The 15480-nt window shown below is 63.2% G+C and carries 12 protein-coding genes; 5 read left to right on the plus strand and 7 right to left on the minus strand.

The window, feature by feature from the left end:
* Positions 1-9: 9 nt before the first annotated feature.
* Positions 10-918: an acyl-CoA desaturase gene (locus BLS75_RS27290; protein WP_015633759.1), complete on the minus strand. Its 909-nt coding sequence runs from the start codon at positions 916-918 to the stop codon at positions 10-12.
* Positions 915-2777 (minus strand): fatty acyl-AMP ligase, encoded by a 1863-nt coding sequence (locus BLS75_RS27295; protein WP_239690693.1) that lies wholly within the window; start codon positions 2775-2777, stop codon positions 915-917. The genes BLS75_RS27290 and BLS75_RS27295 overlap by 4 nt, the downstream gene beginning before the upstream one ends.
* A 290-nt stretch (positions 2778-3067) precedes the next feature.
* On the opposite strand from BLS75_RS27295, the gene BLS75_RS27300 reads away from it, so the two are divergent.
* Positions 3068-4114, plus strand: a complete 1047-nt coding sequence (locus BLS75_RS27300; protein WP_011058640.1) for a GlxA family transcriptional regulator — start codon at positions 3068-3070, stop codon at positions 4112-4114.
* A 14-nt stretch (positions 4115-4128) separates the two neighbouring features.
* Here the strand turns inward: BLS75_RS27300 and BLS75_RS27305 are convergent, their stop codons facing one another.
* Positions 4129-5724 (minus strand): DHA2 family efflux MFS transporter permease subunit, encoded by a 1596-nt coding sequence (locus BLS75_RS27305; RefSeq protein WP_011058639.1) that lies wholly within the window; start codon positions 5722-5724, stop codon positions 4129-4131.
* Positions 5725-5801: 77 nt separating this feature from the next.
* Between BLS75_RS27305 and BLS75_RS27310 the strand changes: the two genes are divergently transcribed.
* Positions 5802-6989 carry an HlyD family secretion protein gene (locus tag BLS75_RS27310; RefSeq protein ID WP_072452145.1) on the plus strand — a complete coding sequence of 396 codons (1188 nt, stop codon included), beginning with the start codon at positions 5802-5804 and terminating at the stop codon, positions 6987-6989.
* Positions 6990-7084: 95 nt separating this feature from the next.
* Here the strand turns inward: BLS75_RS27310 and mgrA are convergent, their stop codons facing one another.
* From mgrA to BLS75_RS27325, 3 genes are all read right to left on the minus strand, one after another.
* The gene (gene mgrA / locus BLS75_RS27315) at positions 7085-8122 is read right to left on the minus strand and encodes an L-glyceraldehyde 3-phosphate reductase (RefSeq protein WP_072452146.1); all 1038 of its coding nucleotides are present in this window, start codon (positions 8120-8122) and stop codon (positions 7085-7087) included.
* A 149-nt stretch (positions 8123-8271) separates the two neighbouring features.
* Positions 8272-9600, minus strand: a complete 1329-nt coding sequence (locus BLS75_RS27320; protein ID WP_011058636.1) for an LLM class flavin-dependent oxidoreductase — start codon at positions 9598-9600, stop codon at positions 8272-8274.
* 143 nt (positions 9601-9743) lie between these two features.
* Positions 9744-12002 carry a TonB-dependent receptor gene (locus tag BLS75_RS27325; RefSeq protein WP_072452147.1) on the minus strand — a complete coding sequence of 753 codons (2259 nt, stop codon included), beginning with the start codon at positions 12000-12002 and terminating at the stop codon, positions 9744-9746.
* Between the two features lie 205 nt (positions 12003-12207).
* Here BLS75_RS27325 and BLS75_RS27330 point away from each other — a divergent pair, with 205 nt between their 5' ends.
* Positions 12208-13254 carry a LacI family DNA-binding transcriptional regulator gene (locus BLS75_RS27330; protein WP_072452148.1) on the plus strand — a complete coding sequence of 349 codons (1047 nt, stop codon included), beginning with the start codon at positions 12208-12210 and terminating at the stop codon, positions 13252-13254.
* 145 nt (positions 13255-13399) lie between these two features.
* Here BLS75_RS27330 and BLS75_RS27335 read toward each other — a convergent pair whose 3' ends face one another.
* Positions 13400-14290 carry a LysR family transcriptional regulator gene (locus tag BLS75_RS27335; RefSeq protein WP_011058633.1) on the minus strand — a complete coding sequence of 297 codons (891 nt, stop codon included), beginning with the start codon at positions 14288-14290 and terminating at the stop codon, positions 13400-13402.
* Positions 14291-14423: 133 nt separating this feature from the next.
* Between BLS75_RS27335 and BLS75_RS27340 the strand changes: the two genes are divergently transcribed.
* Positions 14424-15164 (plus strand): SDR family oxidoreductase, encoded by a 741-nt coding sequence (locus tag BLS75_RS27340; RefSeq protein WP_019094920.1) that lies wholly within the window; start codon positions 14424-14426, stop codon positions 15162-15164.
* A gap of 52 nt (positions 15165-15216) precedes the next feature.
* On the plus strand, positions 15217-15474 hold the full coding sequence (locus BLS75_RS27345; protein ID WP_015633747.1) for a hypothetical protein: 258 nt from the start codon (positions 15217-15219) through the stop codon (positions 15472-15474).
* The last annotated feature ends 6 nt before the right edge of the window (positions 15475-15480 follow it).

Genomic DNA, 15480 nt, shown 5'->3' on the forward strand with positions numbered 1-15480 from the left:
GACCGGCAATCAGCTTTCTGAAGGTTCTGCAGCCACGGTCGGGCCGGGCCGTTTGACATCCCAGGCCAGGCCGCAGAGGGCGAGCAGCTCGATGAACAGGCCGCCAATATCCAACTGCCAGGGTTTCAGGCCGGCATGGGCCAGCGCCGGGAAGGCGTGGTGGTTGTTGTGCCAGCCGCCCCCTACCGTCGGAATCGCCAGCCAGAACACGTTGCGGCTGGTATCCCGGGTCTTGTGGTCGCGGCCGCCAACCCGGTGGGCAAAGGAGTTGATGCACCAGGTGGCGTGGTCCACCAGGAAGATCCGCACGAAGCCGCCCCACAGCAGGCCGCTGAGCGCGCCCTCCCAGCTGCGGGTTATCAGCCCGCATGCCAGGCTGGGCAGCAGCAGGCCGAGGATGATCCACAGGTAGTAGCGCTGGTTGATCTGCATGATCAGTCGATCGCGCAGCAGGTCCGGCACGAACTGGCTCCAGTTCTGCTTGCGCAGGCTGAACAGCCAGCCCAGGTGAGCGTGCCACCAGCCCTGGATATTGCCGATAAAACCCGCCTTGAGCGGGCGCGGCGAATGCGGGTCGCCTTCCTTGTCGGTGAAGGCGTGGTGCTGGCGATGGGTCGCCGCCCAGAACAGGATCGGGCCCTGCGCCGCCATCGAACCGGCGATGCCGAAGAATGCGGTGATCACCGGGCCGGCCTTGAACGCATGGTGGGAAAAGAACCGGTGCATGCCCACTTCCACTCCCAGGGCGGTCAGCAGGTACATGCTGGCCAGCGCGCCGATTTCCAGCCAGCCGATGCCCTGATGCCAGGCCAGCACCAGGGCCACCACGGTGCCCACTGCCGGAGTTGCGACCGTCAGCCAGGCCAATTGCCGCTCGCGCTGGCCGGTGCGGTCGATATGAGGATTCATGGCCGTCATGACAGGGCATCCGTAGCAGTTTTAAGGGTAGGTGCCGCAGCCGCGCGACTGGCGCCATAGCGCGCCAGCGTGTCGTTGAGCAGGGCCTTGCGGGTGGCCTGGCGCTGGACCTTGCCACTGGTGGTCAGTGGAATGCCGCCCATGGGCGCCAGGTGGATGCGCGCCGGGGCCACGCCGAACTGGCTGACCAGCGCACTGGTGATCACCTGGCGCAGCTGTTCCTGCTGGGCTTCATCGAGTTTTTCGCTGCGCTTGACCTCGGCCACGATCGCCAGTTGTTCCTGCTGGCCGTTATCGATGCCCACCGCCACGCAGCCGTTGCTGCGGATGCGCGGGTCGGCGCTTTCCACCGCCAGCTCCAGGTCCTGGGGATACAGGTTGCGCCCGGCAATGATGATCAGGTCCTTGAGGCGCCCGGTGACGAACAGCTCATCGCGGTGCAGCGCGCCAAGATCGCCGGTGCGCATGAAACGCCCATGGATGCCCGGCAGTCTGGCGCGAAACACCTGCTGGCTCAGCGCTTCCTTGCCCCAGTAGCCGGCGCCCACGTTGTCGCCCTGGACCCAGATCTCGCCGATCTGGCCGTCCGCCACCGGTTGCAGGCTGACAGGGTCGACAATCGCCACGCGCAGGCCCGGGGCGACCCTGCCGCTACTGACCAGCGGCAGGGCCCGGGCATCCTCGGCATCGACGATGGCCAGGGTGCCACTGGCGAGTTGGTCCCGATCCACCTGGGTATTGAACGCCGGCTCATCGTGGCGCTTGCCCGAGACCAGTACGGTGGCCTCGGCCAACCCGTAGCAGGGGCCCAGGGCCGCCGGGTTGAAACCGGCGGCGGCAAAACGTTCGGAGAAGCGTGCCAGGGTGCTCTGGCGCACCGGCTCGGCCCCGCAATAGATAGCCTTGAGCTTGCTCAGGTCGAGCTCTGCCAGTTCCTCGTCGGTGATGTTTTCGACACACAGGTCGAAGGCGAAGTTGGGCGCGATGGTGACGTCGGCGCCGTACCTGGACACCGCATCCAGCCAGCGCAGCGGCCGCTGGACAAAGTGCCCGGGGCTGATGAGCACGGTAGGGAAGGCATCGAAGATCGGCTGCAGGATTCCGCCCATCAGGCCCATGTCGTGATAGGGCGGCAGCCAGCTGCAACCCACGCGATTCCTGGCCGGGCCCATCCACTGGCTGGCACTGCGGCAATTACTGTAGAGGTTGTCGTGGGTCAGCATCACGCCCTTGGGCGCCGAGGTGGAGCCCGAGGTGTATTGCAGCAGGGCCAGTTGGCCGTGGGCGAGCGCCTGCCCGCGCCAGGATGAATCCGCCTCGGCCAACTGCTCCGGGTCAACCCACTGGGGCACGGGCAAATCACCCTGGAGCAGAGCGTTGACCCGCTCCTGGGACCGCATGAAGCGCGAGCTGGTGAGCACCAGTTGCGGATGGGCATCAGCGCAGATCAGTGCCAGCCGCTCCAGCCCCCGGGTCCCCACTGGGGGAAAGGCCGGGATCGCCACGGCACCGGCCAGCAGCAGGCCGAACAGTGAAACGATGTAGTCGATACCGGTCTCGAACAGCATCAGCACCCGTTTTTCACGGGGCTCGAAGATCTGCAGCGCGGCGGCCAATCGTTGACTACGCTTCCACAGTTCGGCGTAGCTGATCGACGCCTCCTCCCGCTCGCCATCGAGCAGATGGATGAAGGCAATGGCATCGGGTTGCCGCCATGCGCGATAGGCCAGTACTTCGGTAACCGAACTTAAACATTCGATGCCCGGGACTTCGGCCAACGGCAGATCATCAACTGCTACATGCGCTGAGATGGCTGGATTGACATCATTGAGATAATCACGAGGCACGGCGTAGTTCATTCAAAATCCTTTTTAAATGGAGAGCCATATATTGACCTGAAGGTCGTTTATTATTTTCAGCACTAAGGAACCGAACAAACGCCCCTAAGAAGGGGAGCTCTTACTAGGCAGTAGACAAAGATGTCATTTTATTGACAGAGCAACGCATTCACTTGATGAATGCATATTTTTTTATGTCCCACAGGGAATAGCGTGGGCAGGAAAGTGAAATCTGGATGCGTTGAGAAGTCTGCCACCAGCTTGTATATTTTGCTAATGCACAAATGGACACTTACAGGGAGAAAATGGACATGGATGTGCTCACGCTTATTGCGCTGGAAGGTGCCATGGGATCGAGTGTCGCGATCACCCTGGATGTGCTGCGAACAGCTAACCAGGTCGCCGAAGTCATGGGCCGGCCAACCATCACCTGGAAGATTATCGGCAGCAGCGAATCGGTTCGCATGCGCAACGGCATGCGTCTGGATGCCCAGCCACTGGACAAGGTCCAGGCCATCGAAGGCAGCATGCTGGTGATCCCGGGACTGGGGCTGGAGAACACCCAGGAGCTGGATTTCTTTGGCTGTCGCCGGGAAAAAAGGCTGCCTGGGCTCAGCCTGTCCAGCGAACTGATCACCCGGCTCGGGCACGCCGATATCCGCAAGCTCAGCCAGCTGGTGCATGACCATCACCGCCGCGGGCAGCAGACGGCGGCGTCCTGTTCAGCAGTTTTCGTCCTGGGTGAGGCGGGGGTTCTGGAGGGGCATACGGTCACCACTCATTGGCAACTGTATGAAACTTTCAAAGAGCGTTATCCCGAAGCGATACTCGACACAAAACGCATGCTTATTCATGACGGAAATATGATTACAGCAGGCGCAGGCATGTCGCAAATGGATCTAATGCTCTACATATTGCGTAATAAGATGGGCAATCAGATTGCTGAATTGACCATGCGTTATCTGTTGATAGATGGTCGACCGGCGCAATATCACTACATGGCCCTGTCCAACTTGCAAACGGAAAACCGTGAAGTTTTGTTAATGGAGAAGTTCATCGAGGATTGCCTGCCCAACGTTCCGCCACTGAGCACCATTGCCGAACATTTGCGTATAACCGAGAAGACCTTATCCCGCAGAATTCGTAGCGCCACGGGAAAGCCGCCCATGGCCTTCATTCAGAAAGTTCGCCTGCAACATGTTCAAAGCCTATTGGAAACCACCAATATGAGCATTGAAGAAGTTGCCTTCAAAGTAGGCTATGCCGATTCCACCGCTCTACGCCGCCTGATGTGGAAAAACATGGGCTGCACCCCCAGCCAGTTGCGCAAGACCCGCTCCGGGCCGCCGATCATCTAGGCCCCGGTTGCTTATCACTTCTCCTCCTCGGCTGCGCCTGGCGCGGCCGGGGGCACCTTGCACAACGGCACCAGCAACAACGCCACCACGAACATCATCGCCATCAGGCGGAACACATCGCCAAAGGCCAGGGTCAGCGCTTCACGCCCCACCAGGCGGCCGAGAATGCCCTGAGCCATCAGGAAAGCGTGGCTGGCATCCGGTGTATCGGCGGCAATCTTCAGCGCCAGTTGGCCCATGAGTTCCTGGGCGGCGACAGCCTTGCTCCCCAGCGACTCGGACAGGCGCAGGACCTGAGTCCGGGCATCGTCCTGCAGCCAGGTGTTGACCGTAGCAATACCAATGGCGCCGCCCAGGTTGCGCATCAGGTTGAACAGCCCGGAGGCCTGGCGCAGTTCAACCCCCTGGAACGAGCTCAAGGCCATGTTCACGCTCGGCACGATGCACAGCATCAGGAACAGCCCACGCGCCACCTGCGGCACCAGCAACTCATCGAACCCCCAGTTGGAGGTGACCCGGGAAGTCAGCCACAGGCTCAGCGCCAGGCCGAGGAAGCCCACCGAGATGATCAGGCGCCGATCAACTTTTTCCGAGGCCCGGGCTGCAATAATCGTACTGACCAACTGCCCGATGCCCACGACAAAAACCGTGGTGCCGATTTCCAGGCTATCGAAGCCACGCACCCGGCCAAGAAACACCGGCACCAGGTAGGTCGACGAATAAAGGCCAAAACCGATCACCAGGTTCAACAGGCAGGCAATGGAAAAGGTGCGGTCGCGAAACGGCACCAGGGACACGATCGGGTTGTTCGAATACAACGAGCGCTCGATGAACAAACCAAAGGACACAAGGGACACCCAGGCCGCGATGACGATCCCGGTATCGCTGAACCAGTCCTTGCGCGGCCCCTCCTCCAGCACGTATTCAAAACACCCCAGGGCCAGCGCCATGGCGACGAAATGCAGCCAGTCGATACGCCGCAGCATGGACAGGTCCGGGCGATCCACATCGATCAGCAACGCCGCGCCGATGCAGATCACCAGCCCCGGCAACACGTTGATGAAGAAGATCCAGCGCCAGTCCAGGTAGAAGGTCACCAGGCCGCCCACCGTGGGGCCCAGGGTCGGTGCCAGCACCGCGGTCATGCCAAGGATTGCCGGGACCATCGCCCGCTGCTTGCCTTCGAACAACACGAACCCCACGGCGAATACCGTGGGCACCATCGCCCCGCCGGCAAAGCCTTGCAGGGCCCGCAGCACGATCATCGACTCGATGTTCCAGGCCATGCCGCAACCCACGCTGAACAGGGTAAAGAACGCCGCGCTGGCAGCGAACAGCCAGCGGGTGGAAATCGCCTGGGCGAGAAACGCCGAGAAGGGAATCATGATCAGTTCGGCAATCAGATAGGCGGTCTGCACCCAGCTCACTTCATCAGGGCCGGCACTGAGCCCGGCCTGCACGTCGTTGAGCGAGGCCGCCACGATCTGGATGTCGATCAGCGCCATGAACATGCCGAAAGCCATGATCGTGAAGACCAGAAACTTGCGCTTGGTGGACTGTTGGCCGGGCTGGGCACCCGCTTCGGAGAGGTCAGTTGCGCTTGTCGTCACGGTAGGTACTTCCCTGTAGTATTGCGACCGACATGTGAATATTATGATCGTAATTCAAAACAGCATGGAGCTTCAACATGGAGCAGAGCACCCAGACTCAGAACGCCATCCTGCAAGCCGCCCAAGAGTCCGAGAAGCCGCGCAAGCGTTCCAAGCGCCCGCTGATCGCCGGCGCTATCGCCCTGACATTGGTAGCAGTCGGGGTTGGCTGGGTGCTGATGGCGCCGTCGACACAGGCCACGGACGATGCCTACATCGCCGCCGATGCGACCTCCGTCGCGCCGCGGGTCCATGGCCTGGTGACAGAGGTGCTGGTCAAGGATCACCAGAACGTCACCGCCGGGCAGCCCCTGGTGCGCATCAACAGCGAAGAGTTCGACAGCCGGGTATCCCTGGCCGAAGGCGATCTGGCGGACAACCAGGCCCAGGTCGCCCTGGCCGAGGCCGCGCTGACCATCCAGGACGCCGAGCAGCGCCTGGCCAGTGCCCGCGTGCAGGCGGCGCGCACCTCGATCCGCACCAACCAGGCCGAATCCAAGCGTGCCGGTGCGGAGCGCAATCGCTTCGATACCCTGGTCACCACCGGCGCCGTGGCGCGCAATGAAGTGGAGAAATACAGCACCCAGGCCATCTCCGCCGAACAAGGCCTGGCCTATGCCCAGGCCATGTTGCAAGTGGCGGAGAACGACCTTGCGGTCACCACCGCGCAACGGCAACGCCTGCAAGCGCAATTGCAGATGGCCAAGGCCAAGGTGGTAACCGCCAAGGCGCGGCTGGAACTGGCCCAGCAGGACCTGCGCCACACAACCATCTATGCACCGATGGACGGCACCGTCGGCAATCGGCAGATTCAGGTCGGCGATTACGTGCAACCGGGTTCGCGCCTGCTGACCCTGGTGCCGCTGCATGACCTCTATGTCCTGGCCAACTTCAAGGAGACCCAGACCCAGCACATGTACCCGGGGCAATCGACGCAGATCAAGATCGATGCCCTGCCGGGCGTCAGCATCACCGGCACCGTGGAAAGCCTGGCTCCGGGTTCAGGCTCGACCTTTGCCCTGCTGCCCTTCGAACCGGGCACCGGCAACTTCACCAAGATCGTCCAGCGGGTGCCGGTGCGCATTCGCTTCGACGCCAACCAGTCCGGCCTCGAACGCCTGCGGCCGGGCCTGTCGGTGACCGCCAAGGTCGACCTCGATGCCCCCCAGGACCGCACCGTGGCCGGCAATCCGTCTTCCTTGAAAGTCAGCAGCACGACCAGGTAACGACGCCTGCCGCCCCGCTCCAGGCGGCAAAGCCAACAGCCCCCGGCAGATCGCTCTGCCGGGGGCTGTTTTATCGGTGCAGGGGCAGACTTACCTCACTCTGCCGTCGAAGGTTTTTCCCACAGGTTGATGCGCCCTTCTTTGGCGAAATGATCGATTTCCGCCAGTTCCTCGACACTGAAGCTCAAGTTCTGCAACGCCCCGACGTTCTCGATGATCTGCTCCGGCCGGCTGGCGCCGATCAGCGCCGAGGTCACCCGCGGGTCGCGCAGGGTCCAGGCCAGGGCCAGTTGCGCCAGGCTCTGGCCGCGGTTCTTGGCGATCTCGTTGAGCGCGCGGACATGGGCGATATTGGCATCCGACAAGTGCGAAGCCTGCAACGAGCCGCCCCCCGGACGATTGACCCGCGCATCCTCGGGAATGCCATTGAGGTACTTGTCGGTAAGCAGGCCCTGGGCCAGCGGCGTAAAGGCGATGACCCCGGCGCCGAGCTCCTCGGTGGTGTCCAGCAGGTCCTTCTCGACCCAGCGGTTGAGCATGTTGTAGGCCGGTTGATGGATCAGCAGCGGCACCTTCCACTCCTTGAGCAACGCGGCGATTTCCCGGGTCTTGGCCCCCGAATAGGAAGAAATACCGATATACAGCGCCTTGCCCTGCTGCACGGCGGCGGCCAGGGCGCTGGCGGTTTCCTCCAGCGGCGTATCCGGGTCGAAGCGGTGGGAATAGAAGATATCCACATAGTCCAGGCCCAGGCGCTGCAGGCTCTGGTCGAGGCTGGCCAGCACGTACTTGCGCGAACCGCCGCCCTGGCCGTAAGGCCCGGGCCACATGTCCCAACCGGCCTTGCTGGAGATGATCAATTCATCGCGATAGGCCTTGAAGTCTTCACGCAGCAGGCGGCCGAAGTTGATTTCGGCGCTGCCGTAGGGCGGGCCGTAGTTGTTGGCCAGGTCGAAGTGGTTGATCCCCAGGTCGAAGGCGGTGCGCAGCAGGGCACGCTGGGTGTCGATCGGCGTGCTGTCGCCAAAGTTGTGCCACAGCCCCAGGGACAGCGCCGGCAGTACCAGGCCACTGCGGCCGACACGGCGATAGGGGATGGAGTCGTAGCGGTTTTCAGCAGCTATGTAAGTCATCGAATCCTCTCTGAGTCAGGTCTTTCCAAAACGACTAACGTCGATCAAAGCGCCCCACGGTAGGAGCCGGCTTGCCGGCCAAAGGCCCGCAAGCCTTGGCCACCACGAGCGCCTTCGCTGGCAAGCCGGCCCCTGCGCCAGCCGCGTTGTCACACAAACTGATTCTTCGGTCGCGCCAACCCCAGGTTTTCCCGCAGGGTTCGGCCCTCGTATTCAGTTCTGAACAGCCCGCGCCGCTGCAGTTCCGGAATCACCCCGCCGGCAAAGTCCCGTAGCCCGCCAGGGAGATGCGGCACCAGCACATTGAAACCATCGGCCGCGCCCTCCTCGAACCAGGCTTGCAGTTCGTCGGCTATCTGCCCGGGCGTACCGATCAGGCTGTAGTGCCCACGGCCACCGGCAATCCTGCGCCCCAGCTGGGCCAGGGTCAGGTTGTCCTTGCCGGCCAGCTCGGTGAGCAATTGCTGGCGGCTCTGCTGGCCGCTCTCGGTCAGTGGCAGCGCCGGCAACGGTGCATCCAGCGGGTAGCCGGACAAGTCGAAGTTGCCCAGCATCCTCCCCAACAGGGCCACGCCCACTTCGGGCTCCACCAGGTCCTGGAAGGCTTCGAACTTTTCCCGGGCCTGACTTTCGCTGTCCCCCACCACCACGAATACCCCAGGCATTATTTTCAGGGATTGCGTACTACGATCGTACTGCTTCAGGCGTCCTTTCAGGTCGGCATAGAAGGCCTGCGCGGCGGCCATGGAAGGCTGGGCGGTGAATACCACTTCGGCGGTCTGGGCCGCCAGCTCACGACCGCTCTCGGAAGAACCGGCCTGGACGATCACCGGGTATCCCTGGGGTGGGCGCGCCACATTCAATGGCCCTTTGACCTGGAAGAATTCACCGCGATGGTCCAGTAAATGCTGCTTGTCTGGGTCGAAATACTCGCCACTGGCCTTGTCGCGGACAAAGGCGTCGTCCTCCCAGCTGTCCCAGAGCCCGGTGACCACCCGATGGAACTCCCGGGCCCTGCGATAACGTTCCGCGTGCCCAAAATGTTCCTCCCGACCGAAATTCCGCGCTTCGGCGGCATTGTCGGAAGTCACCAGGTTCCACCCCGCCCGACCACCTGAAAGATGGTCCAGCGACGCGAACTTACGCGCTACGTGGTACGGTACGTTATAGCTCGTAGTGCTAGTGGCAATTAGCCCTATCCGCTCGGTCACGGCCGCCAGGGCCGCCAGTAACGTCAAGGGTTCGAAGTAATCGGAGCGGGCCATGCGGCTGGCGATGGGGCCGGTAGGGGCTGCCAGGCTGTCGGCGACGAACAGTGCATCGAAGCGCGCGGCTTCGGCGATCTGCGCCAGTTCTTTATAGACGGCAAAATCCAGCCCTGCCTGGGCCGGAACATCCGGATGACGCCAGGCGGCAACGTGGTGACCGGTGGCCATGAGAAAGGCGCCGAGCTTGAGCTGGCGAGTGGAACGGGACATGGATCACTCCTTGTTTCATGCTGCAAAAAGGGCACCGCCAAAGCCCGCTGTAGGAGCTGGCTTGCCAGCGAAAGCGCCCTCGGGACATGCTCCCAGCTCGCCGACCCATTCGCCGGCATGCCGGCTCCTACAACGGCAGGGCATCAGAAATCCTTGCGCAACTGCACGCCGAAATAACGTTCGTCATCCCGGGGCACGGCGCGGTAGATGTAGTTGCCGCCACTGGCCAGCAAGGGCGAATAGGACTTGTCGGCGAGGTTCTTGCCCAGCAACGCCACGCGCCAGCCATCGTTGTAGTCAGCCAGGGCAATGCTGGCGTTCCAGATGCCGTAGGCGCCCTGCCGGGTGTCGAGGTTCTGGCTGATGTCGTACTGCACTTCGCTTTGCCAGCTGTAGTCAGTGCCCAACTCGATATCCAGGCCGTTATCCAGGGGAATGCTGTAGTCGGCGCGCACGTAGCTTTTCCAGTCCGGGCTGAAGGGCAACGGCTTGCCGTTGACATTGCACGAAGCCGCCGCGCCCGCCGGGCAGGCGAATTCGTCGATGCGCGCCCGGGTGTAGGCCAGGGCCCCGGAGAACTTCAGTTGCTGGGTGGCCTGCAGGGCGTAATCCAGTTCCACGCCCTCGCTGCTGACGCTCCCGGCATTGATCAGGCGGGTCACTACCTGCCCGGCCACGGTGTCGAAGAAGTTGGCCTGGTAGTTGTCGTATTCGCTGTGGAACACCGCGAGGTTGGTGGTCAGCCGGTTGTTCCAGCTGCTGGCCTTGATCCCCACCTCCCAGGTGTTGGAGGTTTCGGGTTTCAGTGCTTGGGTGTCCCGCGGCTGCATGTTGAAGAACACGTTGTAGGCCGGGCCCTTGTAGCCCCGGGAATAGGTCAGATAGCTGGTGACCGTGGCGCTGAGGTCATATTGCAGGCCCAGGCGCCCGGACCAGCCATCCTCGTCCACCGAGCCGGAACTCTGGGTGCCCGGCTGGATACCGCTGACCGTGGTCGCCGAAGTCGAGACCCGGCGGTGATCGTACTTCAGGTCATCGTGGGTCCAGCGCAGGCCGGCGATGCCACGAAAGTCCTCGGTGAAATTCAGGGTGCTCTCGCCAAATACCGCGTAGCTGTCGTTGGTGGTGCTGTAGTCGGCAATGCCCCGGTTGGCGCCGGTGGTCGTGGTCAGGGTGCGCTGGTAGGTTTCTTCATCCTTGCCGTGCATGTAGAACAGACCACCGACGTACTCCAGGAACCGCCCCTTGGGCGATGCCAGGCGCAGCTCCTGCGAGTACTGGTTGTAGTCCAGGTCACCCTTGTCGGCGGTCCCGGGGAAAGCCGCAGTGACCGTGCCAAGACGGTCGCCGTCCTGGTACTGGGTATTGTTCCAGCCGCGCCAGGCGGTGATCGAGGTCAGGGTGTAGTCGCCCAGGCTCCAGTCCAGCTGGCCGGAAAGGCCCTTGTTGATATCGTCCACATGGGTACGGGTGTCGGTGTTGATGTCCCGGTTGTCGCTGCTGGCCCGGACCGGGTTCAGGGCATTGGCGAAGGCGGGTGTCAGGGCCTTGCTCACCACCCCGTTGGGGGCGTCATCATGGGATTGCATGTAGTCCGCCGCGAAGGTGAACTTGAGGTCCTCGCTGGGGGTGAACTCCAGCTTGCCGCGCACGCCCTTGCGGTTGTAGCCGTTGACCTCCTGGCCGTTGTGGCGGTTATCCACATTGCCGTCGTAACCGCCGAACAAGGTGGTGAACGAGCCCTTGAGGGTGTCGGGAATCAGGCTGCCGCCAATGCCGAAACGGGAGCGGCTTTCGTTGCCGCTGTAGTAGGCCTGGTCGATGTAGCCATGAGTCTCGGCGGTAGGTGCCTTGGTGATGACATTCAGCACCCCGGCCGAGGCGTTCTTGCCGAACAGGGTGCCCTGGGGCCCGCGCAGGACTTCGATCCGTTCCAGATCCAGCAGGTCCAGGGTGGCCTGGCCGGGGCGGCCGTAGACCACGCCGTCGATCACCGTCGCCACCGTGGGCTCCACCCCCGGTGAGGTGGAAATGGTGCCCACGCCACGGATGAACAGCGAGGTGTCCTTGTTCGAGGCACCCGTGCGGAAGTTCAGCGATGGCACCTGCTGCACGATGCTTGCAACGCCGTTGCGGTTATCCCGCTCCAGTTGCTCGCCCTCCACCACCGAGACCGCCACCGGGACTTTCTGCAGCGATTCCTCGCGGCGGGTGGCGGTGACGGTCACCGACTTCAGGGTCGGTTCCTGATCCTGCGCGCTGGCGCCGCTGTCAGCGGCATAAGCCGCCGGCAGCGGCAAGGCGGCCAGCCCCGCCAGCAACCAGCCCAGATGGGGTCGCAATGGCGTGCTACCACGGATCGACTGCGTGAGACTGTGCTGTTCCCCAAGAAAGTTCTGCATGCTGCACCTGCTGAAAAATGCCCCGAACCGCTGCCGATCTGTGCCGGCAGCGCCTGAAAACTGTCTTGGGCATTCGCTCGAGCGAGTAGCAGACATGGCGCTTTGTTAGCGCTAACATCGCCAGTATCGACAGGCTCCTGATAGAGCGTCCAATACTGAAAAATTACTTTTATATGCCTTTTTGTTCAGCCAAAGGAATGCGCTCATGAGCTCTGACCAAGCGCCTGGCCGCAAGCGCCGCGGCGCCGGCCGCGTAACCCTGAACACCGTGGCGCGCCAGGCCGGGGTGTCGGCGATCACTGTTTCGCGCTATTTCAACCAGCCCGACAGTGTTTCCCCCGAGCGCCGTGAACGCATCGCCGCGGTGGTCGCCGAACTCGGCTATGTACCGAACCTGGTGGCCGGCGGGCTGGCCTCGGCCCGCGGGCGGATTGTCGCCATGGTCATCCCGAACATTTCCGGGCCGATTTTCGCCCAGACCATCCAGGGCTTCAGCGACACCCTCAGCCGCCATGGCTACCAACTGCTGCTGGCTTCCAGCTACTTCGACGCAAGGCAGGAGGAGAGCGCGGTAAGGGCCTTTCTCGGCTGGTCGCCGGCAGCCCTGGTACTGACCAGCCACTTCCATAGCCCGGGCACGGAAAAGATGCTCGCCGACACCGAGATCCCGGTGATCGAAACCTGGGACTACCAGCCCCAGCGCCAACCGCTGCAGATCGGCTTTTCGCACTTTCAGGTAGGGGTCACGGCCGCTCGCCACCTGCACGCCAAAGGCTACCGGCGCATCGCCTTCGTGCAGAACAGCGCCCCGGGAGACTTCAGTGCCCTGGAGCGGCGCGACGGCTATCTGGCAACGCTGGCCGAGTTGGGGCTGGCGCCCCGGGTGTTTGCCCCGGATGCCGACCGCGCGCCCTTCGAGGCCGGCAAACAGGCCATGGAAGCGCTGATGGGCAGCCCGGAACGCCCCGACGCGATCATCTTCGCCAACGACAACCTGGCGGCCGGCGGCCTGCTGGCGGGGCAACGAGCCGGGCTGAAGATCCCCGAGGAATGTGCGGTGCTGGGTTTTGGCGACTACCCCTTTGCGCAGATGCTGCTGCCCAGCCTGAGCACCATCCAGCCACCGGCGCTTCAGATCGGCGTACTGGCCGCGACCCGGGTGCTGGAGAGCCTGGGAGTGCTGCCAGTGGAAGGCACGGTGCAACGCCTGAACCTGCTGCAATGCCGGCTGATCGAGCGCGAAAGCAGTTGAGCCCACCGCCCCTCAGGCAGAGAGCTCGCGCAGCGCCCCATACGCCACCGGCGTAGTCGGGGTTGTCCAGGTGATCCAATGGGTTGATCAATACGCTGGCGGCCCATAGCCCCACCCTGCAGGAGCCGGCGTGCCAGCGGGGGCGTCAATGCGCCTCGGTAAACACCTGCGCCAGCCAGTCGACAAACACCCGCACCCGCGGCGACATGTGCCGGCTATGGGGGTAGACCACCGACACCGGCATTGCCGGGGGCGGCGTGTGGCAGAGAATCTCGCGCATCGATCCCTGCTCGATCTGCCGCGCCACGTGATAACGCGGACACTGGATGATCCCCAGCCCCGCCAGGGCCGAGGCGCCGTAGATCTGCGCACCGAACACCGACAAGGCGCCATCGATGGCCACTTCGCGCACCTGCCCCTCGACCAGGAACTCGAAGGGGAACGAGCGGGTGGCGGTACGCGAAACGTAGTTCACCGCCCGATGCGCGCCGAGTTCGTCCAGGCTCTGCGGTTCGCCGTATCGCGCCAGGTAGGCGGGGCTGGCGCAGGTCACCTGCTGCAGGTTCGCCACCCGCCGGGCAATCAGCGAGGAGCCTTCCAGGTTGCCGGCACGCAGCACGCAGTCCACGCCCTCGGCGACCAGGTCGACAAAGTGGTCGGCCTCGCTGATGGCCAGTTCGATCTGTGGATAACGTTGCATGAACTCCCCCAGCCGCGGGATCACGAAGTGCTTGGCCAGGGTGCCGTGCATGTCCACCCGCAAGCGCCCATGGGGCTCCACAGTGCGAAACGCCAGTTCAGCCTCTTCCAGCTCCGCCAGCAGTTGCACGCAACGGGGGTAATAGGCCTGGCCATCCAGAGTCGGGCGTACCCGGCGGGTGCTGCGCTCCAGCAGCCGGGTACCGAGCCAGGCCTCGAACTGGTTGAGGGTGTGGGTCAGGGTCGCCCGGGGCAGGTTCAGGTCATCGGCGGCTAGAGTGAAGCTGCTGCGTTCGTAGATCCTTACGAACACTTTCATCCCTTTGACTTGGTCCACAGGTGGCTCCAGAAGCTCGATTGTTGGCGAATATTGAACAGTCAAGGCAACTCTGGCGCATTTATCCAGCACGGTAAATCCGTGAACCTGTTGCCCAGACAAGCCGTTCAACCTCCGAGAAGGACTGACCCCCATGACCGCTCAAGCCGCAAAAGTCGCCATTGTCACTGGAGCCTCCCGAGGCATAGGCGCAGTGATCGCCCGCCAGTTGGCCAAGGAGGGTTACGCCGTGGCGATCAACTACGCCAGCAGCAGCGAGGAAGCTTCCCGGCTGGTGGTGGAATTGCGCCAGGCCGGGCACCGGGCCATAGCGGTCAAGGCCGACGTGGCCAGCGCCAGCGATGTGCGCCGGCTGTTCGAAGAGACCGAGACCCAACTGGGCAAGGTCGATGTGCTGATCAACAACGCCGGCATCCTCAAGGTGCTGCCCCTGGCCGAGCACAGCGACGAGCTCTACGAGCAGACCTTCGCCATCAACACTCGCGGTACCTTCAACACCCTGCGCGAAGCCGCCGGGCGCCTGAATGACGGCGGCCGTATCGTCAATTTCTCCAGCAGCACCGTCGGCCTCAACCTGCCGGGCTACGCGGTGTACATCGCCAGCAAGGCGGCGGTGGAATCCCTGACCCAGGTGTTTGCCAAGGAGCTGCGCGGGCGCCAGATCACGGTCAATGCCGTGGCGCCGGGGCCGGTGGCCACCGAACTGTTCCTCAAGGACAAGACTGCCGAGCAGGTGGCCAGCTTCGCCAGGATGCCACCCCTGGAACGCCTGGGGCAGCCGGAGGATATCGCCAGCATCATCAGCTTCCTGGCGAGCCCGGCGGCGGCCTGGGTCAACGGGCAGATCCTGCGGGCCAATGGCGGGCTGGTTTGACGCCTATGCTCGATACATGCGCCGGCACACCGGCTCCCGGGGAGTACCCATCATGCACACCACCATCATCATCACCTTTGGCCTGATCCTGCTGGCACTGGTGCTGTTTATCGGCGAGCGGCTGGGTTTCAGCCGCCAGACCCTGGGCTATGGCTTCTCGGGGCTGTGGCTGGCGTTGACGGTCATCAACGGTGCGGTGGGCATGGTCACCGCCCACCAGCCCCTGCGTTCGGAGCTGGCGGTCGGCAGCCTGGTGTTTGCCGTGCCGGTGCTGGCCCTGGTGTTCTACCTGTTGCTCACCAAGGCCTGAGCGAAC

Origin of the sequence: Pseudomonas sp. NFPP12 (assembly GCF_900103205.1) — a bacterium.
Classification (GTDB): domain Bacteria; phylum Pseudomonadota; class Gammaproteobacteria; order Pseudomonadales; family Pseudomonadaceae; genus Aquipseudomonas; species Aquipseudomonas protegens.